The 20838-nt window shown below is 64.6% G+C and carries 15 protein-coding genes; 11 read left to right on the forward strand and 4 right to left on the reverse strand.

The window, feature by feature from the left end:
• Positions 1-68 precede the first annotated feature (68 nt).
• The 7 genes from ACZI8R_RS00405 to ACZI8R_RS00435 all read left to right on the forward strand — a co-directional run bounded on the left by ACZI8R_RS00405 (position 69) and on the right by ACZI8R_RS00435 (position 11758).
• Entirely contained in the window at positions 69-2099 is a 2031-nt protein-coding gene (locus ACZI8R_RS00405; protein ID WP_463377591.1) for a bifunctional copper resistance protein CopD/cytochrome c oxidase assembly protein, read from the forward strand.
• A gap of 77 nt (positions 2100-2176) precedes the next feature.
• On the forward strand, positions 2177-3292 hold the full coding sequence (locus ACZI8R_RS00410; protein WP_463377592.1) for a lipase family protein: 1116 nt from the start codon (positions 2177-2179) through the stop codon (positions 3290-3292).
• A gap of 218 nt (positions 3293-3510) precedes the next feature.
• The gene (gene ettA, locus ACZI8R_RS00415) at positions 3511-5190 is read left to right on the forward strand and encodes an energy-dependent translational throttle protein EttA (RefSeq protein ID WP_463377593.1); all 1680 of its coding nucleotides are present in this window, start codon (positions 3511-3513) and stop codon (positions 5188-5190) included.
• Positions 5191-5211: 21 nt separating this feature from the next.
• Positions 5212-5634: an acyl-CoA thioesterase gene (locus tag ACZI8R_RS00420; RefSeq protein WP_463377594.1), complete on the forward strand. Its 423-nt coding sequence runs from the start codon at positions 5212-5214 to the stop codon at positions 5632-5634.
• Positions 5635-5728: 94 nt separating this feature from the next.
• A complete protein-coding gene (locus tag ACZI8R_RS00425) occupies positions 5729-10639 on the forward strand; it encodes an NAD-glutamate dehydrogenase (protein WP_463377595.1) in 4911 nt (1636 codons plus the stop codon).
• A complete protein-coding gene (locus ACZI8R_RS00430) occupies positions 10636-11097 on the forward strand; it encodes an acyl-CoA thioesterase (protein ID WP_463377596.1) in 462 nt (153 codons plus the stop codon). Before ACZI8R_RS00425 ends, ACZI8R_RS00430 begins: the two co-directional genes overlap by 4 nt.
• A complete protein-coding gene (locus tag ACZI8R_RS00435; RefSeq protein ID WP_463377597.1) occupies positions 11090-11758 on the forward strand; it encodes a DUF8185 domain-containing protein in 669 nt (222 codons plus the stop codon). Before ACZI8R_RS00430 ends, ACZI8R_RS00435 begins: the two co-directional genes overlap by 8 nt.
• An 18-nt stretch (positions 11759-11776) precedes the next feature.
• Here ACZI8R_RS00435 and ACZI8R_RS00440 read toward each other — a convergent pair whose 3' ends face one another.
• Together ACZI8R_RS00440 and ACZI8R_RS00445 are read right to left on the reverse strand one after the other, a co-directional pair.
• A complete protein-coding gene (locus tag ACZI8R_RS00440) occupies positions 11777-13363 on the reverse strand; it encodes a glycoside hydrolase family 13 protein (RefSeq protein WP_463377598.1) in 1587 nt (528 codons plus the stop codon).
• 57 nt (positions 13364-13420) lie between these two features.
• Entirely contained in the window at positions 13421-13816 is a 396-nt protein-coding gene (locus ACZI8R_RS00445) for a globin (RefSeq protein WP_463377599.1), read from the reverse strand.
• Positions 13817-14018: 202 nt separating this feature from the next.
• On the opposite strand from ACZI8R_RS00445, the gene ACZI8R_RS00450 reads away from it, so the two are divergent.
• From ACZI8R_RS00450 to dinB, 4 genes are all read left to right on the forward strand, one after another.
• Positions 14019-14681, forward strand: a complete 663-nt coding sequence (locus ACZI8R_RS00450) for an HNH endonuclease (protein WP_463377600.1) — start codon at positions 14019-14021, stop codon at positions 14679-14681.
• A 52-nt stretch (positions 14682-14733) separates the two neighbouring features.
• Positions 14734-14997: an aa3-type cytochrome oxidase subunit CtaJ gene (gene ctaJ / locus ACZI8R_RS00455; RefSeq protein ID WP_463377601.1), complete on the forward strand. Its 264-nt coding sequence runs from the start codon at positions 14734-14736 to the stop codon at positions 14995-14997.
• Positions 14984-15460: a DUF5130 domain-containing protein gene (locus tag ACZI8R_RS00460; protein WP_463377602.1), complete on the forward strand. Its 477-nt coding sequence runs from the start codon at positions 14984-14986 to the stop codon at positions 15458-15460. The genes ctaJ and ACZI8R_RS00460 overlap by 14 nt, the downstream gene beginning before the upstream one ends.
• A gap of 109 nt (positions 15461-15569) precedes the next feature.
• Positions 15570-16796 carry a DNA polymerase IV gene (dinB, locus tag ACZI8R_RS00465; protein ID WP_463377603.1) on the forward strand — a complete coding sequence of 409 codons (1227 nt, stop codon included), beginning with the start codon at positions 15570-15572 and terminating at the stop codon, positions 16794-16796.
• Between the two features lie 74 nt (positions 16797-16870).
• Here the strand turns inward: dinB and pepN are convergent, their stop codons facing one another.
• Together pepN and ACZI8R_RS00475 are read right to left on the reverse strand one after the other, a co-directional pair.
• Positions 16871-19441 carry an aminopeptidase N gene (gene pepN / locus ACZI8R_RS00470; RefSeq protein WP_463377604.1) on the reverse strand — a complete coding sequence of 857 codons (2571 nt, stop codon included), beginning with the start codon at positions 19439-19441 and terminating at the stop codon, positions 16871-16873.
• Positions 19442-19512: 71 nt separating this feature from the next.
• On the reverse strand, positions 19513-20763 hold the full coding sequence (locus tag ACZI8R_RS00475; RefSeq protein WP_463377605.1) for an NAD(P)/FAD-dependent oxidoreductase: 1251 nt from the start codon (positions 20761-20763) through the stop codon (positions 19513-19515).
• Between the last annotated feature and the right edge of the window lie 75 nt (positions 20764-20838).

The raw sequence follows: 20838 nt of genomic DNA on the forward strand, positions 1-20838 counted from the left end.
ATCAGGAAATGGCTCCGTGCGAAGGGTCCGCATCTTCTACAGCGTGTCGTAGGTCCTACTCTGGACGCATGGCAACACCCTCCGTCGCGTCCACGGATCTGCAGCCCAAGGCCCCGTCTCGCCCAGCGTCCACGGCGTTGTTCGTTGTCGCCGGGCTTGTTGCGGCTGTGGTCGCCGCGATCGTGGTCGGACTCTCCGCAGCGCAGGCATTGGTGTTGCTGGGGATTCCGGACCCTGGGGCCGTGACGACGTACGGCCTCCCTGCAGTACGGGCGGCAGGTGAGATTGCGGCGGTCATAGCGATCGGATCGCTACTGCTTGCAGCATTCTTCGTGCCGCCGCAGAAGTCGGGCGTGCTCGATGTGGACGGATACCGGGCGGTCCGCACGGCGTCGTACGCCGCGATCGTCTGGGCGGCCTGCTCGCTGGTACTCGTTCCGCTGACGTTGTCCGACACATCTGGTCAGCCGTTCGCGGAGGCCGTGAAACCGGACAACATCTTCAACTCGATCGGCCAGGTCGAGTTGGCGGGCGCGTGGAGATGGACGGCGATCATTGCGGTCGTGCTGGCGGTTCTCGCGAGGTTCGCGCTGCGGTGGTGGTGGACACCGATTCTGCTCGGCGTCGGCATTCTCGGCTTGATGCCCTTGGCGCTGACCGGGCACTCGTCCTCGGGCGGCTCTCACGACATGGCAACCAACAGCCTCATCCTGCATCTCGTTGCTGCGTCCCTGTGGGCAGGCGGCCTGTTCGCACTGTTGGCCCATGCGCGTCGCCGAGGCGCGTGCACGGACGTAGCGGCCAGAAGATTCTCGGCCGTCGCCGGAGTCTGCTTCGCGGTGATGGCAGTGAGCGGCATCGTCAATGCCCTCGTTCGGTTGCCGCTCGGTGATCTGTTCACGACGACGTACGGGCAACTGGTGGTCGCCAAGACCGTGGCACTGGTTCTGCTCGGTGTGTTCGGCTGGGCGCAACGACGACGTTCGCTGCCCGCCCTCGCTGCGGACCCCACGAGTCGCGGAGCACTGATCCGATTCGCCGGCGCGGAAGTGATGCTGTTCGCGGCAACGATCGGACTTGCCGTCGGACTGGGGCGCACTCCGCCGCCACCGCCGAGTTCGGTGCCGTCGGTGCCGGAGGTCGAACTCGGCTACAACCTGCCGGATCCGCCTTCGTTCGGCGCATTCATGACCGACTGGCGCTTCGACCTGATCTACGGCACCGCGGCGATCATGCTCGCCGGGCTGTACGTGCTCGGCCTGAGGAAGCTGCGTCGTCGCGGCGACGCATGGCCGATCGGCCGCACCATCGCGTGGATTTCCGGGTGCATCGTTCTACTGATCACGACGTCATCGGGTGTCGGCAAGTATTCGCCGGCCGTGTTCAGCGTTCACATGGGAGCGCACATGGCGATGTCCATGTTGGTCCCGGTCCTGTTGGTGCTCGGCGCACCGATCACCCTCGCGCTGCGTTCGCTCGAGCCGGCGGGTAAGGACGGCGTGCCGGGCGTACGCGAGTGGATATTGATCGGCCTGCACAGCCCGCTGTCCCGCTTCCTGACACATCCGATCGTGGCGGCAGTGCTGTTCGTCGGCGGGTTCTATGCCCTGTACATGGGCGGGATCTTCGACGCGGTGGTGGACACTCACGCCGCACATCTGATGATGAACCTGCACTTCCTGGTCACCGGCTACCTCTTCTACTGGGTGGCGATCGGTGTCGATCCTTCGCCGCGTCCGCTGCAGCCGGTCACGAAGCTCGCGATGGTGTTCGGTTCACTGCCGTTCCACGCCTTCTTCGGTATCGCGCTGATGAGCATGGGTGCGGTGATGGGGGAGCGATACTTCCGTGCCCTCGGCCTCGGCTGGAACGACGACCTGATCGGCGACCAACAGTTGGGTGGAAGTATCGCCTGGGCCACCGGCGAGATTCCGCTGGTCCTGGTGATGCTGGCGCTACTCGTTCAATGGTCGCGCAGCGATGATCGGACGGCCAGACGGGTGGACCGCGCCGCGGACCGAGACGACGGCGCCGATCTCGCAGCACACAACGCGATGTTCGCCGAGTTGGCGCGACGCGATCGCGAGCACGGCGAATGACAGATTCGGGTGCGAACGCTGGGACTTCTCCGTAGGTTGATGGACGACCGTCCATGTCTCGACCCGGGGAGATCTCGATGCGACTCACGTCCGCTGCCATACTCGTCGCGCTTGCGTTGGCAGTGACACCCGGTGTCGCGCAGGCAGATCCGACAGCCGGTGCTCCGGGCACGGTGACTCACATCGAGGAGTTGCCGGCCGATCTGTCGATTCCCGCCGCGAGCGCCGCCTATCGGCTGACATACGACACGCTCGGCATCGACGATCGCCCCGCAACGAGTACAGGTGCGGTGTTCGTGCCGCCGGGGCAGGCGCCGGAAGGTGGTTGGCCCGTTCTGTCCTGGGCACACGGCACCGTGGGGCTCGGTGACGACTGCGCGCCGTCCACCAATCCCCGCTCCGCCCGGGATGTGGCGTACCTGGACCACTGGCTGACACAGGGATACGCCGTCGTCGCAACCGACTACGTGGGTCTCGGCACGGACGGTGTGCACCCGTACCTCGACAGCAAGGTGGCCGCGCACAACGTCGTCGACATGGTGCGGGCCGGTCGCGGCGCCGTGCCCGGATTGTCGAATAAGTGGATGGTGATCGGGCAGTCCCAGGGCGGGCACGCGACGTTGAACGCCGCGCACGAGGCCAGCGCCTATGCACCCGAACTGGACTTCCGAGGTGGGGTCGCGACCGGAGCCCCGTCCAACCTCGAGCACCTGTACCCCTACGGCGATCCCGCATTTCCGGAGCTGGGTCTCGACGGTCTGACCACGTTCAGTACCTACATCCTCGCCGGGCTGCGCGAAGCGAAACCGGATCTCGACGTCGACAGCTATCTCACTCCGCTCGGCGGCGAACTCGTCGATTCGGCCGAGACTCTCTGCTACGACGATCAAGCGGCACGCGCCCGGGGCGTCGCAACGGGCGCGCTGTTGTCTCGTTCGCTGAACACTCCGGAGTTCCGGTCCGCGATCACGGACTACCTGGCGGTACCCACCGCGGGTTACGACCGACCGATCTTTATCGGTCAGGGACTCGCCGACACGGTCGTGCCGGCGCCGCTGTCGTTCGCCCTGGTGCCGCAGTTGCTCTCGGGTGGTGCGAACGTCGACTACCGGACTTATCCGACCGATCACAACGGCACGATGGCCGCGTCACTGCCGGATTCGACGCCGTTCGTGGCCGACGCCATGCGGTAGTAGGTTCCAGCACCCTGCAGCGAGTAGCATGTGAGGCCGATGATGCGCGGTGGTCACCACCGTCGGTATCGAGGCCCTGGCGGAGAGTTTCGCTCTCGTTGGGGCCGTTTTGATGTACCGACTAGCATCGAACGAGAATCGTCCGAGTGGCCTGCGGGGGAACGATGAGATCTCCCGTCGGTCGCACGTCGTAAACCCCAGGTAGGAGACTCGAACGCGTGGCTGAGTTCATTTACACGATGAAGAAGGTGCGCAAGGCGCACGGTGACAAGGTCATCCTCGACGATGTGACGATGAGCTTCTACCCGGGCGCGAAGATCGGTGTGGTCGGGCCGAACGGTGCAGGTAAGTCGAGCATCCTGAAGATCATGGCCGGCTTGGACCAGCCCGGCAACGGTGAGGCGTTCATCGCTCCCGGCGCATCCGTGGGCATCCTGATGCAGGAACCGCATCTCGACGAGACCAAGACGGTTCGCGAGAACGTCGAAGAGGGCCTCGGCGAGACGATGGTGCAGCTCAATCGGTACAACGAGATCGCAGAGCTGATGGCGACCGACTACTCCGACGAACTGATGGAGGAGATGGGCGAGCTCCAGGAGAAGCTCGACCATGCGGACGCCTGGGAGGTCGACTCGCAGCTCGAACAGGCGATGGATGCTCTCCGTTGCCCGGCGCCCGAAGAGATGGTGACCCACCTGTCCGGTGGTGAGAAGCGTCGTGTCGCACTGTGCAAGCTGCTGCTGAGCAAGCCTGACCTGCTGCTTCTCGACGAGCCCACCAACCACCTCGACGCAGAATCCGTGCTGTGGCTCGAGCAGCACCTCGCCGCCTACCCCGGTGCCATCCTCGCCGTCACTCACGACCGGTACTTCCTCGACCACGTCGCGGAGTGGATCTGTGAGGTCGACCGTGGTCGTCTCTACCCCTACGAGGGCAACTACTCCACTTACCTGGAGCAGAAGGCTGCGCGCCTCGAGGTCTCGGGCAAGAAGGACCAGAAGCTGCAGAAGCGACTGAAGGACGAGCTGGCGTGGGTGCGTTCCGGCGCCAAGGCACGTCAGGCGAAGAGCAAGTCCAGGCTCGCGCGCTACGAGGAGATGGCAGCCGAAGCCGAGAAGACCCGCAAGCTCGACTTCGAAGAGATCCAGATTCCCGCACCGCCGCGTCTCGGTGACGTCGTCGTCGAGGTATCCCACCTCGACAAGGGATTCGACGGGCGCGTTCTGATCAAGGACCTGTCCTTCACGTTGCCGCGTAACGGCATCGTCGGCGTCATCGGTCCCAACGGTGTCGGTAAGACCACGCTGTTCAAGACCATCGTCGGCCTCGAGGAGCCCGACGCCGGTGAGGTCAAGGTCGGCCAGACCGTGCAACTGAGCTACGTCGACCAGAACCGTTCGGGCATCGACCCGGACAAGTCGGTGTGGGAGGTCGTGTCCGATGGGCTCGACTACATCCACGTGGGGCAGACCGAAATGCCGTCCCGCGCCTACATCAGCTCGTTCGGATTCAAGGGTGCCGATCAGCAGAAGCCGTCCGGCGTCCTGTCCGGTGGTGAGCGCAACCGCCTCAACCTCGCGATGACCCTCAAGCAGGGCGGCAACCTGATCCTCCTCGACGAGCCGACCAACGACCTCGACGTCGAAACCCTCGGCTCCCTCGAGAACGCACTCGAGCAGTTCCCGGGCTGCGCCGTCGTGATCTCTCACGACCGTTGGTTCCTGGACCGCACCTGCACGCACATCCTCGCTTGGGAAGGTGGATTCGGGGACAACGAGGCTGCCTGGTACTGGTACGAGGGCAACTTCGAGGGCTACGAGGAGAACAAGATCGAGCGTCTCGGCGCCGACGCGGCCCGCCCGCACCGTGTGACGCACCGCAAGCTGACCAGGGACTGATCAGTGCCCGATCAAGAGTCAGTGTCCGATCAAGTGTTCTCCTGCGAAATCCAGGTTCGCTGGGGCGATTCCGACCGTCTCGGACACATCAACAACGTTCGCTACGTCGAGTACATGCAGGAAGCACGCATCTTCTTCTTCGCACACGAGATGGCGATCGAGGGGGAGCGGCCACACGCGATGGTCGTGCGCAAGATGGACATCGAATTCTTGCGCCCGGCGACCGACTCGTCGGGTCCGCTGACCGTGGAGATGTCGGTGCTGCATCTGGGTAATTCGTCGTACACGATGCGCCACGTCATCAAGGATCGTCACGGCGAGACCTGCGCTTCCGGTGACGCGGTTCTCGTGGCCTTCGACCCCCATGCCGAGAAGTCGAGGCCACTGTCGGACGCGGAGCGGTCGATGCTGAAACGGAATCTGGTGCAGATACCCGCTTCCTGACACCCCGCTGAAGTTCGCCCTGAGTCGGATCACCGCAGCTACTCTCGAGGAGAGTTGTCTGCGGTGATCTGTATCTCGAGGAAAGTGGGCCACGATGACGGGAACGGCGTCCGACCACGTGGGCGAGTGGGCGAGCAATCTCCCCGGCGAGCTGCGAGGAAGGGTGCCGGCCCTGGCCGCTGCCTATTATCGGCATGTCGACGAGGACGACGGCACCAGTATCGTCAACGGGTCGGCGGATGCCATTCTCGGAGCTCACCTTCGGTTGGCGCTTCATCGCCCACCGGGTAGTCCCGCGATCGCTGTGCACGGCGCGGAAGCCGAGTGCGGGCCTTCGCTCCAGGTGGTTGTCGAGGACATGCCGCTTCTGGTGGAGTCCGTCACCGCGCTGCTTACTCGTCGCGGGCTTTCCATCACCGAGTTCATGCACCCGATTCTCGCTGTGGAGCGAGACCCGGACGGAACGCTGACGGATGTCGTCACGGGCGGGCACGAATCGGGCGTCGTGTCGGAGTCATGGATTCACGTTCAACTCGATCGCCGAACGGACGATGCAGCTCTCGAAGGACTGGCCGACAGTGCGGCGAAAGTTCTCCGGGATGTCCGCCAGGTGGTGAGTGACACCGAAGCCATGCGCACGCTCGAGTTCGACGTGGCACGGGAACTCGAAGAGACCGCGGCACGAAGGTCGTCGCGCAGTGAAGAGTTGACGGACTGCGCCGCACTGCTTCGGTGGCTGGCGGACGGTCACTACGCGGTGCTGGGCTACCGACGCTACGAACTCGGCGAACCCGACTCTTCCGGCATCCGTACCCAGGAGGTGGTGCCGGGCAGTGATCTGGGCATGCTTCGTACGGATCTGCACACCGGTCAACGTCTCGGCCTCCCGCCGACCGCCGAAATTCCTGATCGTCCCCTTCTGCTGCTCACCCAGGGTTCGTCTCCGGCGACAGTGCACCGTTTCGCCTACCCGTACTTCGTGGGTGTGAGCATTCTCGACGACGACGGCAACATCACCGGCGAGCATCGGTTTCTCGGGGTCTTCACCGTCACGGCGCTGCACGACAACGTGCTCGACATTCCGGTCATCGAACGGCGCGTCCGTTCCGTCATCGAGCGCGCCGGGTACGACATCGGCTCCTACTCGGGGCAGGCGATGCTCGAGCTGATCCAGTCGTTTCCACGTACGGAGCTGTTCTCGAACGACGCCGACACCTTGCTCGACATCGCCAAGGCCGTTCACAGCATCGGACTGCGCCGACAGGTTCGGCTCTTCGTGAGAGAAGATCAGTTCGCCAGATTCGTCTCCAGCCTGGTGTACCTGCCACGCGATCGCTACAACACGCGATCACGTCTCGAGATGCAGCGAATTCTCCTGCGCGAGTTCGGTGGGGGCACTTTGGAATACACGGCCCGTGTGACGGAATCCGACCTGGCTCTCCTGCACGTGACCATCCGAAAGCCGGCCGACGCCATGCATGTTCGGGCGGATATGTCGGACTCGAACCGGCTGCGTGTGCAGGGACTCCTTGCCGAAGCGGGAAGGACATGGGACGACCGGTTGGGCGATCTCGTGTCGTCCCTCCCGGACGCCGAGCCGGCACTTCTCCAGCGGTACGCGGATGCATTTCCGGACGGCTACAAGGAGGACTTCGACGCGATGCGGGCGATGGGGGATATCGCGCGCATCGAGAAGCTGACGAAGGGTTCGATAGATCTTCAGCTGTATCGCGAATCGGATTCCGACGAGGGGCGTTGGCGATTCACCCTCTACGTCGGAGGAGAGAGCATTTCACTGAGCGAGGTACTGCCCGTGCTGCAGGGTCTCGGTGTGGAAGTGCTCGACGAGCGCCCGTATTCGGTACGACGACCCGACGACATCATCTGCTGGATCTACGATTTCGGTCTGGCCGTGCCGGTGGATCTTCGGTTGTCCGCCACGGAGGGGGATCTGGATGCGGCGTTGAAGCGAGACGTGGTTCCAGGCGCCGCCGCGGACGACTCCCAGGACCCGGCCGGTCTGCACGCTCGTTTCACCGAGACGTTTGCGGCCGTGTGGCTCGGAAAAGCCGAAGCGGACCGATTCAACGAGCTCGTGCTCAGGGCAGGCCTCGACTGGCGTCAGGCCGTGATCCTGAGGGCGTATACGAAATATCTGCGGCAGGCCGTATTTCCGTACAGCCAGTTCCACATCGAGGGGGTCGCCCTCGCCAACCCCCGGACGACCCGTGCGTTGGTCGGTCTCTTCGAGGCGATGTTCGATCCCGACCTCCAAGCGGAATCTGCCGGGCGGGTGACCGAATTGGAGAACCGGCTGCGTGCGGCCATCGACGAGGTGGTGAGTCTCGACGCCGACCGCATCTTGCGCGGCCTCTTCGGGCTGATCGGCGCGACACTACGCACCAACTACTTCGTGGAATCGCCGGACGGTGAATCGCCCGACTGTCTTTCCATCAAGCTCGACCCCGGTCGAATCCACGAGTTGCCCAGGCCCCGTCCACGTTTCGAGATATTCGTCTATTCCCCGGACGTGGAGGGTGTGCATCTGAGGTTCGGTGCGGTTGCTCGGGGCGGGCTGCGCTGGTCGGATCGTCGAGAGGATTTCCGCACCGAGATTCTGGGGCTGGTGAAGGCGCAGGCGGTGAAGAACGCGGTGATCGTCCCCGTCGGCGCGAAGGGTGGCTTCGTCGTGAAGTCGCCGCCGCCGGCGACCGGTGATGCCGCGGTCGATCGGCAGGCCGCTCTCGATGCAGGTAAGGCCTGCTACCGAACGTTCATCTCGGGTCTGCTGGACGTCACCGACAACGTCGACCGGTCGTCCGGTGAGATAGTGCCACCGCAGCGAGTGGTTCGACGTGACGACGACGATCGCTACCTGGTCGTCGCAGCGGACAAAGGCACGGCGAGCTTCTCGGACCTCGCCAACTCGGTGGCCCAGGACTACAACTTCTGGCTGGGTGACGCTTTCGCTTCGGGTGGCTCGGCGGGCTACGACCACAAGGAGATGGGTATCACCGCGCGTGGTGCCTGGGAGAGCGTGAAACGGCACTTCCGGGAGATCGGAATCGATACTCAGACCGAGGAATTCACCGTCGTCGGTGTCGGAGACATGAGTGGAGACGTTTTCGGAAACGGCATGCTGCTGAGTCGGCACATTCGATTGGTCGCCGCTTTCGACCACCGCCACATATTTCTCGATCCGGAACCCGACGCGGCATCGTCCTTTGCCGAGCGCACTCGCCTCTTCGCGCTGGCGCGGTCGTCGTGGGCCGATTACGACACCGGACTGATCAGCGAAGGCGGGGGAGTGTGGGAGAAGACGCGCAAGTCCGTTCCGCTCAGCGCCGCCGCTCGCACCGCGCTCGGTCTCGACGAGTCGGTCACCGAACTGTCTCCACCGGAACTGGTGCAGGCAATCCTGCGGGCACCGGTCGACCTCCTGTGGAACGGCGGGATCGGTACCTACGTGAAGGCGAGTGCCGAGTCCAACGCGGCGGTGGGTGACAAGGGAAACGACACCGTTCGAGTCGACGGCGCCGACCTACGTGTGCGGGTCGTCGGCGAAGGAGGCAACCTCGGCGTGACGTCCCTCGGGCGGATCGAATACAGCCAGTGCGGTGGCCGTATCAACACCGATGCCATCGACAACTCGGCCGGCGTGGACTGCTCGGACCACGAGGTGAACATCAAGATCCTCCTGGACACCCTCGTAGGGAGTGGCCGGTTGGCGAGTGCTGATCGCAACCCGCTGTTGGCTTCGATGACCGACGAGGTCGCCGACCTGGTGTTGGCGGACAACGTCGCGCAGAACAATCTGTTGGGCGTATCGAGGCTGAGTGCACCTCAGATGGCGAGTGTGCATCGCCGCCAGATCGACGAACTCGTGGCACTGCGAGGAGTGGATCGAGAACTCGAGGCGCTTCCTGCCGACGAGGAGATCGTGCGGCGACGGCAGGCCGACCAGGGACTGACATCCCCCGAACTCGCGACCCTGACTGCACACGTGAAGCTCGCACTGAAGGACGAACTGCTGGCGACCGATCTGCCGGACAGCGAAACCTTCGCGCCACGTCTGCCGCGCTACTTTCCTTCGCGTCTGCGTGGCGAGTTCCGGTCCGCAATCAAGTCGCACCCGTTGCGCCGACAGATCGTCGCCACGATGCTGGCCAACGAGACGATCGACAACGGTGGAATCACGTTCGCCTATCGACTGGCGGAGGACGCCGGCGCGAGCAGCACGGACTCGATTCGGGCGTACGCGGCGGTCACCGAGATCTTCGGACTTCCGGCGCTGTGGGCGCGAATTCGCGATGCCGGTCTGGACACGACGACGGAGGATCATCTGATCCTGGAAACGTGTCGAGTACTGGACCGTGCGTCGCGCTGGCTGTTGCAGAATCGCCCGCAACCCATCGCGGTGGGAGCGGAAATCGCTCGCTACTCGGCCGATCTTCGTCATCTCGGACCGAAGGTGAGGGGGTGGCTGCACGGCCACCAACGTGACGATCTGAGGGATCGTTCTCGTGAGGCGGAGGCACTGGGGGTGCCCGAAGACCTGATTGCCGAGGTGTATTGCCTGCTGGACCAGTTCTGCCTGTTGGACGTCAGCGACGTGGCGGACATCGCCGAACGCGACATCGACGAGGTCGCCGAACTCTATTTCGCGATGGATGCGCACATCGGGGTCGACTGGTTGCTCACTGCGGTGTCCGGGTTGGCGCGCGGTGATCGGTGGCATTCGCTGGCACGGCTGGCATTGCGCGACGATCTCTACGGGTCGCTTCGGCAGCTCACCATGGAGGTTCTGGTGGGTGGTGAACCCCACGAAACACCGCAGGAGAAGATCGACGACTGGGAGTCGATCAACGCGTCGAGGCTGTCGAGGGCGAGGTCCGCTCTCACCGAGATATTCGAGTCTGGAACGCTGGACCTCGCGACGCTGTCGGTGGCAGCGCGTCAGGTACGCAGCATGGTGCGCGGCCTGAGCACGCGATCGGAGGTATGACGTTGAGTGAGAATGCGGGCGACAGCGTGGGGCAGGGCGACAAGGTGGGTTTCCACACCGAGGTCGAGGTGCGTTGGTCGGACATGGACGCGTTCCAGCACATCAATCACGCTCGAATGGTCACTCTTCTCGAAGAAGCGCGCATCCCTTGGCTGTTCGAGGACGACCGGCCGACGGTGACTCTCCGTGAGGGCGCGGTGATCGCCGACCTCCACGTCCGCTACCGCGGACAGCTGCGGCACAGCGACACCCCGCTGGACGTGCTGATGTGGATCGACAAGGTTCGCGCAGTGGATTTCACGATCTCCTACGAGGTGCGGCCGAGGGGTGCGGACGTCTCCACGCCGCCGTCCATCGTCGCGTCGACTCAGATCGCCGCATTCGACATCGAGACCCAGCGTCTACGTAGGCTCAGCGAGCAGGAGCGTGCCTACCTGGAGAGCTGGCAGCGTGTATGAGCGCGTCCTTTCGGTAGTCGACGAGGGCGAGCGCCGAAATCTCGCGAACTTTCTCGCCCGGGTGGTGCAACTCGACGACTCGGCTGTCGTGAGATTGCGCGGTCGTGGTGGTGGCCGGCTCGGGGTGTGGGCTGCAACAGGTTTCGACGTTCTCGCGGTCCGTTCACTCGAGGGCTCCATCAGCCCGGACGACACGGCGGCCGGTGCAGACCAGTTACTGGATGTCGTACGTAGCGCCACCGGGCCGAACATGGATCCGGGGTTCTCCATGGACTCGGCATGGCGCGGCGCCCTGCCGCCGACGGACGGATTCGATCACGTCGACGATGTGCCGGCGCAGGTTCTCCTCGAGTTGGCCCAGCGAGGCGCCTCGCTCGCGGACGAACACGGCAGCAGTCACGGCCCGCCCGCCTCACTCCTCGATCAGGACGTGCTCGAGGTGTCGGGCAACGGCCACGAGGTGGGGATACCGATGCGGGTGGTCTTCGCCCTCGGTGCAATGGGTTTCGTGCCGGGGTTCGGCACCGCGGGCGATTCCGTCGACCAGGACGAGAAGGTGCGCGTCCGCGCGACGCGCACCTGGCTGCGACTCGACGCGCGATTCGGATCGGTGTACCGCAGACGTGGCGGGGGACTGCCGCTCAGTGTGGTGTCGCACTGAGTCGTGCAGTACTCACAGTCAGATGAGCCAGGCAGACGAGTCCGGCAGTAGTTTGCCGTCCCGGAGCGGGGTGCTCGACAGCAGCACTTCGCCTGGAGGCATTGCGATCGGCACGTCGGACGCGTTGAGGACGCATACGAGACCGCCCGGCCTTCGAAATGCGAAACATCCTGCCGGGCTGCCGTACCAGTCGACGTCGTCTCCCGAAAATTCCGGACGTTGGGTGCGGAGTTCGAGCGCGGTTCGGTAGAGCGACAGTGTCGAGTCCATCCGTTCGAGTTGTGACTCGACGGTCAGTGGCGCCCAGTCCTCCGGGATCGGCAGCCAGGTCTGCTGTCCCGACGTGAACCCGAACGGCGGTCGGGTTCCTTCCCACGGGATGGGGACCCGGCAGCCGTCACGCCCGCGTTCGGTGTGGTCCGACCGTTCCCATACCGGATCCTGCAGAGCCGAATCGGGTAAGTCCGCGTTGGGCAGCCCTATCTCGGCGCCGTTGTAGACGAAGCAGGCTCCGGGCAGTGCGAGTTCCACCAGGATCATCGCGCGGGCGCGCGCCGTGCCCACAGCGCCACCGCCGTACCGGGTGACCTCGCGTTCGACGTCGTGGTTGGACAGCGTCCAGGTGGGCGTACCTCCCACCGCCGCAACGGCTTCGATCGAGTTCTCGATGGCCGAACGTATCCCGTCGGCGACGAATTCGGCCTCGGCCAGGCGGAAGTTGAAACCGAGGTGCAGTTCGTCGCTACGGATGTACTCGCCGAACCGTGCGTTGTCCTCGACCCAGATCTCGCCGACCGTGACGGCCTCCGGGTACTCGTTCATCACCTTGCGAATCCCACGATGAATTTCGTGGACCGCAGGATTGTTGAAACGGGGGTCGTCATCCGTGTTCACGAGCAGCTTGTTGACACCCCAGTCGTGATCGGGAAGACCTTCGGGCTTCGCCATGCCGTGCGCGACGTCGATCCGGAAACCGTCGACTCCGCGCTCGAGCCAGAAGCGCAGCGTCTTCTCCAGGTCGGCGAACACTTCGGGGTTGTCCCAGTTCAAGTCGGGCTGTTCCGGCGCGAAGATGTGGAGGTACCACTGACCGGGTGTGCCGTCTCGCTCCGTGATGCGCGTCCAGGCCGGTCCGCCGAAAATGCTCGGCCAGTTGTTCGGCGGCAGCGAGCCGTCGTCACCCTTGCCGTCTCGGAACAGGTAACGGGCGCGCTCCGGGCTTCCTGGTGCGGACGCCAAGGCCGCGCGAAACCATTCGTGCTCGACGCTCGTGTGGTTCGGCACCAGATCCATCGTGACCCTGATTCCGCGATCGTGCGCGGCCTCGACGAGGGCATCCATCGCGCCCAGATCCCCGAAGATCGGGTCGATGTCACGAGGATCCGACACGTCGTAACCGTGGTCGGCCATCGGGGATCGCATCACCGGGCTCAGCCACAGTGCGTCGATGCCGAGAAGCTCGAGGTAGCCGAGCTTGTCCTGCACGCCTTGCAGGTCGCCGATACCGTCGCTGCCGCCGTCGGCGAACGAGCGTGGGTAGATCTGATAGAAGACCGCGTTGCGCCACCAGGTTCGAGAGCCGGGCGAATCAGCAGGGGTGCTCACAGACCACATCGTGCCAAACCTCGAGGCGCATCACGACTCGGAAGGCGCGGCGGTTCGTCAGAAGGGTGAATTGACCATCGACGCGGCAGCCATGTCCATGTAGTCGACGAGCGCTTTTCGGTGGGCGTCGTCCATCGTCGCCGAGTCGATCGACGCGATGGCGGTGTACATGCACCGCAGCCAGGCGTCTCGTTCGATCGGACCGATCTTGAAGGGTTGGTGCCGCATCCGCAGTCGAGGGTGCCCACGCTCGTCCGAGTAGGTGTGGGGCCCGCCCCAGTACTGCTCGAGGAACATCCGCATCCGCCGTTCGGCCGGGCCGAGGTCCTCTTCGGGGTACAGGGGGCGGACGATGTCGTCCTTCGCGATCTCTTCGTAGAAGCGAGCGGTGAGTTTGCGGAACGTCTCGGCTCCGCCCACCGCTTCGTAGAAGGTCTGTTGCACGTCAGTCATGGCACAGCCCATTGTGCCCGACGGGGCGGGCAGGGCTCGACTGCGGAGTGCCCGACAGGGCGGGGGAGGCTCGACCTCGGATACGAACCGACGTCGAAAGTGTCACCGGTTGTTCACCGGATGTGCTGGTATTTCGATCCAGAATGGGCGTGCGCACAGGTCCGATCCGTGGTCCACTTGGTGGCAGTCTTCCGGAGGTGGCATGAAGCACGGACACAGCGCGCGCAAGCATCGACAACTCGTGCCCACCGACGGCCGGAGCGACCGGTCGTCGGGGGCGTATGCGTTACAGGTGATAACAGAGGGTGACGCGCTGTGTGCGCGGCCACCCGATCAGATCGTTCCTTCGTGGCTGGGACGCCGAGTGTTGCTTCTGAATGCAACCTACGAGCCCCTGACCGCCCTTCCCGCCCGGCGCGCCGTGGTCCTCATGACCTGCGGAAAAGCCGATACGGTTCACGAAGACCCCCAGGCGCCGGTCGTTCACTCGGCCGACTGGTCCGTGCAGGTGCCGTCCGTGATCCGACTCCGCAACTACGTTCGCGTCCCCTACCGCGCGCGCATTCCGATGACGCGCGCCGCGCTCATGCATCGTGACCGCTTCCGATGCGCGTACTGCGGGGCCAAGGCGGAGACCATCGACCACGTCCTTCCGCGCAGCCGTGGCGGTGGACATTCGTGGGAGAACTGCGTGGCGTGCTGTGCGCCCTGCAATCACCGCAAGGCGGACAAGCTTCTCTCCGAGCTCGGCTGGACTCTCAGGACTGTGCTCGCTCCGCCCTCTGGAGAACATTGGCGCCTGCTCGCGACCACGAAGGACCTCCATCCGGCGTGGATGCAGTATCTGGGTGAGGGCGCAGCCTGACGAATTCGGCCCTGACGCTTCCTCGTCAGGGGTTCTGGGCTACCTTTGGACCGTGAGCATTCTCGAGACTGTGCTGATCTACGTAGGTGCGCCGCTCGGCATCACCGCGTTCTTCGCGGGTATGTCGTTCGTCGGCAAGAAGAACCCGGGACCCGTTCCGCCTGCCTTCCATCTGGGCGAGAAGTGGACCCACGAGCCCGTTCTGTGGAGTGCTGTCGACGAGGTGACCGTTCCTGCAGGTCATCACGCCGGACACCACGCCATCACCGCGGGTTCCGAGAATCTGATTGGAGGGTCCGCTCATGGCAAGTGGTGACGTCGTAGCCAAGCCGATTTCGGCGGAGAATCTGCCCATGGGGCACGTCGTGACCACGAGTGGTCGAGTGTCGGGTGTTCACCGTGTCGGTGAGCCCTTCACCGACGACCTCCCGTTCACGACCGACGAACTGGTCGCCCTCGACGACGCACTGACGGACGCGACGCGACGCACCAAGGTGCGATTCAACGTGTACGTCGGTGAACTCGGCGAGGACACTGCCTCGGGCGCGGACGCGCTGTTCCCGACCACGCCCGAACCCGAGCGGTCGGTGCTCTTGGCCGTCTCGCCCAACCAGCGCACCATCGAGGTTCGGAGCGGACGGGCGGTAGCTGATCGCGTCACCGACAGGGTTACCCAGCTCGGTGCCTCTGCAGCGGTCTCGTCGTTCTCGGAAGGGCAGCTCATCGATGGTCTCGTGAGCGCCATCAAGGTCATGAGCGCCGCGATCTCCGCGCCCTGACCGACCCACACGACTGCACACGAAGGTGCGTCTCCGATTCGTCGGAGACGCACCTTCCTTGTTTCGTTTCATAGGCACGTTCGCGAGTGTCGGTGGGTGATGCGAACATATGTTCGTGTCCGATTCGGAGCGAGTGCGTCCCGCCGCCGGCGCGGCGGCCTCGATTCTGCATGCCGACCTGGACGCGTTTTACGCCTCGGTGGAGCAGCGTGACGATCCGCGGCTACGCGGTGTTCCGGTCATCGTGGGCGGCGGCGTGGTGCTCGCCGCCAGTTACGAGGCGAAAGCTGTCGGTGTTCGGACTGCATCGGGGGTAGCGGTCGCGAAGCGACTCTGTCCGGATGCGATAGTCGTCCCGCCTCGGATGGGCGCGTACACGGAAGCAAGCAGGGCGGTATTCGAGGTCTTCTCCCACACCACACCTGTCGTAGAGGCTTTGTCGATCGACGAGGCCTTCCTGGACGTGTCGGGTCTCGGCAGGATCTCCGGCACGCCGGTGGAAATCGCCGAGGCACTGCGTCGAGACGTCTACCGAGAAGTCGGGCTACCGATCACGGTGGGCATTGCTCGCACGAAATTTCTCGCGAAGGTCGCGAGTGCGGTCGGCAAGCCGGACGGCTTGCTGAACGTGCCGCCGGATCGTGAACTCGAGTTCCTGCATCCGCTGCCCGTCGAGCGGTTGTGGGGCGTCGGTGCGGTGACGTCCGCAAAGTTGCGGGGAGCCGGGATTCACACGGTGGGGCAGCTTGCGTACGAGTCCGAGGATCGGCTCACGCACCTGCTCGGCACTTCCGGTGCGCACCATCTGCACGCGCTGGCATGGGCGCGGGACCCTCGACGGGTCGACACGGGTCGACGACGAAAGTCCGTCGGCGCCCAGTGTGCGCTCGGTAGAGGGACGCGGTCAACGGAAGATGTTGCAGCTGTTCTCATGTCGCTCGTGGACCGGGTCAGTGGTCGGCTCAGGCGCGCGGGCCGGGTAGGGCGCACCGTCGTCTTACGGATGCGCCTCGGCGACTACACGCGCATCACCCGATCGCGAACTCTGCGAATGCCCACAGCGCAGACCGAAACGATCCTCGAGGCGGCGCGCACGCTTCTGGACGAGGCGGTGCCGACCATCGCAGCACGTGGTATCACCCTGGTCGGAATAGCGGTTCAGAACCTGGAGAACGTAGCGCCGCAGCAGCTGGAGCTGCCGTTCGACATGGACACCGCCTCTCCGATCGACGATGCGCGAGACCTGGTCCGAGAGCGGTTCGGTTCGTCGGCTCTCACACGAGCGACGCTTCTCGGAAGGGGCCGTGGGGTCGAGGTTCCCCTGCTTCCGGACTAGCGCGCACTACGTGCCGGAACGAGTACGGGGCCACCGCACACAGCGATGACCCCGTTCTCGGTGGTGTTACTACGTCAGCGAGCGTCGAACTCCCGCGCGGCGAGTGCCCGAACGACACCGGCCCGGCCTTCACTCACGAGACGGCGCAGCGCAGGCGGCAGGTCCGCGTCGAGGAAGCGGTCTGCCGCAGCAATCGACTCCTGACTGATCGACCACGACGGGTACAGACCGACCACCACGGTTTGTGCCACCTCGCTCGAACGTCGTTCCCACACGCCGAGGACGTCGGCGAAGTAGCGCGAGACGTAAGGCTCGAGCAGGTCGTCCTGTCCGGCCCCTACGAATCCGCCCGCGATGGCGCGAGCCGTGATGTTGGGGATCGAGTCGTCGTTCACGACCTTTGCCCATGCCGTCTCCTTCACCGCGGACTGGGGGCGCGACGCCGCAGCGGCGGCGGCATGGCGGGCACCAGCTGCAGTGCGGTCGCGCTCGGCTTCCGCATCGATGAACGGGGTGGCTTCGCCGTCGGCATCGATCTCGCCTGCCGCGGCCAGAGCGCTCACGATTCGCCAGCGCAGGTCGGTGTCGACGGTGAGACCACCCAGTCCCACGGTCTCCGGATCGGCATCGAGAAGCTCGCGCAGGACCTCCGTGTGCCACGGAGAAAGCTGAGCGCCGGTGAGTGCGTTGACGAAGGCAAGCTGATGATCGGATCCGGCCTCTGCCTCGCGGGCGAGCTCGAGCAGCCGGTTGGCGAAGTCCGGCCAGCCGCTCTCCTTCGCCCACTCGGGCTGTGCGTAGTGAGACAGCGCGGTCTGCGCCTGCAGGAGCAGACGCTGAACGACGCCGACCTCGGACTCCGAACCGATACCGCGTTGGACCAACGAAACGAAGTCGCGTGCCTTCAGTTCGGCTTGCCGTGTCATTTCCCACGCGGCCGACCAGACGAGGGTACGGGGGAGTGACTCGGCGATGTCGCCGACCCGCTCGATGGCCGTGGCCAGCGATTCCGGGTCGAGACGCACCGAGCAGTACGTGAGGTCGTCGTCGTTGACCAGCACGAGCTTTCCGCGAGGAACACCCACGAGGTCGGGTACGTCGGTGCGCTCGGAAGCCTCCAGGTCCAGCTCCACTCGGTGTGTCCTTACGAGCTTGCCGTCCTCGTCGTCGTACACGCCGACTGCGATACGGTGCACCCGGTGTTCGCCGGCGCCCGGCTGGGCGCCGTCCTGCACGACGGTGAACGCGGTGAACTTGCCGTCCGCATCGACCTCGAATTCGGGACGCAGGATGTTCAGGCCGGTCGTCTTGAGCCATTGCGTGCCCCAGTCGGACAGGTCGCGCCCGGACGACTTCTCGAGGGCCCCGAGAAGATCGTCGAAGGTCGCGTTGTCGAATGCGTGCTCACGGAAGTATTCGCGCAATCCGGCGAGGAAGGGCTCGAGGCCGACGTAGGCGACGAGCTGCTTGAGGACGCTCGCGCCCTTCGCGTAGGTGATGCCGTCGAAGTTGACCTCGACGGCGGCGAGGTCCGGGATGTCCGCCGCGATCGGGTGGGTGGACGGCAACTGGTCCTGGCGGTAGGCCCAGGACTTCTCGACGTTGGCGAACGACGTCCAGGCGTTGGTGTACTCGGTTGCCTCGGTCTGACACAGCACGGACGCGAACGTTGCGAACGACTCGTTGAGCCACAGGTCGTCCCACCAGCGCATGGTGACGAGGTCGCCGAACCACATGTGCGCCATCTCGTGAAGCACGGTCTCGGCCCGGCGTTCGTAGGAGTACCGGGTGACCTTGGAACGGAACACGTAGTCCTCGAGGAACGTGACCGCACCGGCGTTCTCCATTGCGCCCGCATTGAATTCGGGCACGAACAGCTGGTCGTACTTACCGAACGCGTAGGGAACGCCGAACTTCTCGTGGTAGAAGCCGAAGCCCTGCTTCGTCTCGGTGAACAGACGATCGGCATCCATGTGGTCGGCGAGAGAGGCGCGGCAGAAGATTCCGAGGGGGATGTCTCCGTGCTCGTCCGAGTACGTGTCGTTCCACTCCGCATAGGGGCCGGCGATGAGCGCGACGAGGTAGGTGCTCAACAGGGGTGTGGTCTCGAAGACGTGCATGCCGGATTCGGACGTGCGGGTCGCACCGTTGGAGATCACCTTCCATTCGGTGGGAGCGGTGACGCGAATGTCGAAGGTGGCCTTGAGGTCCGGCTGGTCGAAGCAAGCGAACATGCGCTTGGCATCTGCTGTCTCGAACTGCGAGTACAGGTAGACGGAGTCGTCGGACGGATCGACGAAGCGGTGCAGACCCTCACCGGTGTGCGAGTAGGCGCAGTCGGCCTCGACGATCAGTTCGTTCTCGGGAGCGAGACTCGGCAACGCGATCCCCTCGGCCTCGTCGTAGCCGGAGACATCGAGCGCGGTTCCGTTGAGCGAGGCGGAGACGACTCGGTCGGCGATGAGGTCTACGAAACTCGCTGCGCCGTCGTCGGCCTGAAAGGTCACCGTGGTCTTCGACCTGAACGTGGATGTGCCGGGCTGACCGTTGCCGTCGGTGAGATCGAGTTCGACCAGGTAGTTCTGTACCGACAGAAGCTCGGCACGGGTCGCAGCCTGCTCGCGGGTCAGATTCGGGGGTGCCACAAAGATCTCCTCGGTGATGGGCAGTTGTACTCGTTCGATGCTGCCATCCCATCACGATCACGAGCGGAGGGCTAAGGCAACAGGTCGGACAGGTCCACGGACGGGTCGCCGAGTCGTTGCGGATCGATGGAAGACGTCGAAGACACCAGCGTCTTTATCTGATCGGTGACATCCCAGATGTTGACGTTCATCCCGGCAAGGACGTTGTTTTCCGTGTCGCACCAGAAGGCGACGAATTCGCGGGCCGCCAGGTCACCGCGAACGACCACTCGGTCGTAGCCGTCGGCGGGCACGTATCCCGTGTATTCCATGCCGAGGTCGAACTGGTCGGTGAAGAAGTACGGCAGATCGGCGTACTCGGTCGGGCGGCCGAGCATGGTTGCCGCAGCAGCTTTCGGCTGCTTCAGCGCATTCGCCCAGTGCTCCACGCGCACTCGTTCGCCGAGGTGTGGATGGCTTTGAGCAGCGATGTCCCCGACAGCGACGATGTCGGCATCCGACGTGGTGAGCGAGGCATCCACGAGGACGCCGCCGTCCACGTCGAGTCCGGCATCTCGTGCCAACTCCACGTTGGGCGTGGCGCCGACGGCAACGAGCACGGTGTCGGCCGCGACCGTGGTTCCGTCGGCGAGCCGGATACCCGATGCCCGACCGTCCTCGACGGTGATCTCTTCGACGGTTGCGCCCAAGCGAAGGTCGACGCCGTGCTCGCGGTGAAGGTCGGCGAAGACCTGGCCCATCTCGGACCCCAGCGCACCGAGAAGCGGAAGCTTCGCGGATTCGACGATCGCGACGTTCACACCGCGTTCACGCGCGGACGCGCCGACTTCGAGGCCGATCCATCCTGCGCCGATGATCGCGAGTGTCGAATCGGGTTCGAGCGCTCCGAGAATGCGGTCCGACTCGTCGATCGTGCGCAGATAGTGCACGCCCTCGGCGTCGGCACCCGGGATCGGCGGACGATTCGATCGGGAACCGGTGGCGAGTGCCAATTTGTCGTATCCGATGGTCGAGCCGTCCGGCAACGAGACGGTGTGAGCGCCTCGATCGATCGCTGTCACCTCCGTGCCGAGACGGAGGTCGACATGGTGGTCGCGGTACCAGTCACCGTTCTCGACCGTGAAGTCGGCGAGTTGCTTCTTGCCGGCCAGATGTTCCTTGGAGAGCGGCGGCCGCTCGTAGGGGAGGTGGTCCTCTCGAGCGAGAAGCACGATCGCGCCCGAATAGTCGAGTTCGCGTAGTGCACGGGCGGTCGACGCCCCGGCAAGACCACCTCCGACGATCACGAACGTCGAATCCTGCGACTGCGAATGCTCGGACACGGTAACCATCTCCTCGAGGGAATTGGGTAACGGAGGGGTGCCCCTTCTGACGACCCTACGTCGGTGTGGTGTCGG

The organism is Rhodococcus huquni, from assembly GCF_055231055.1.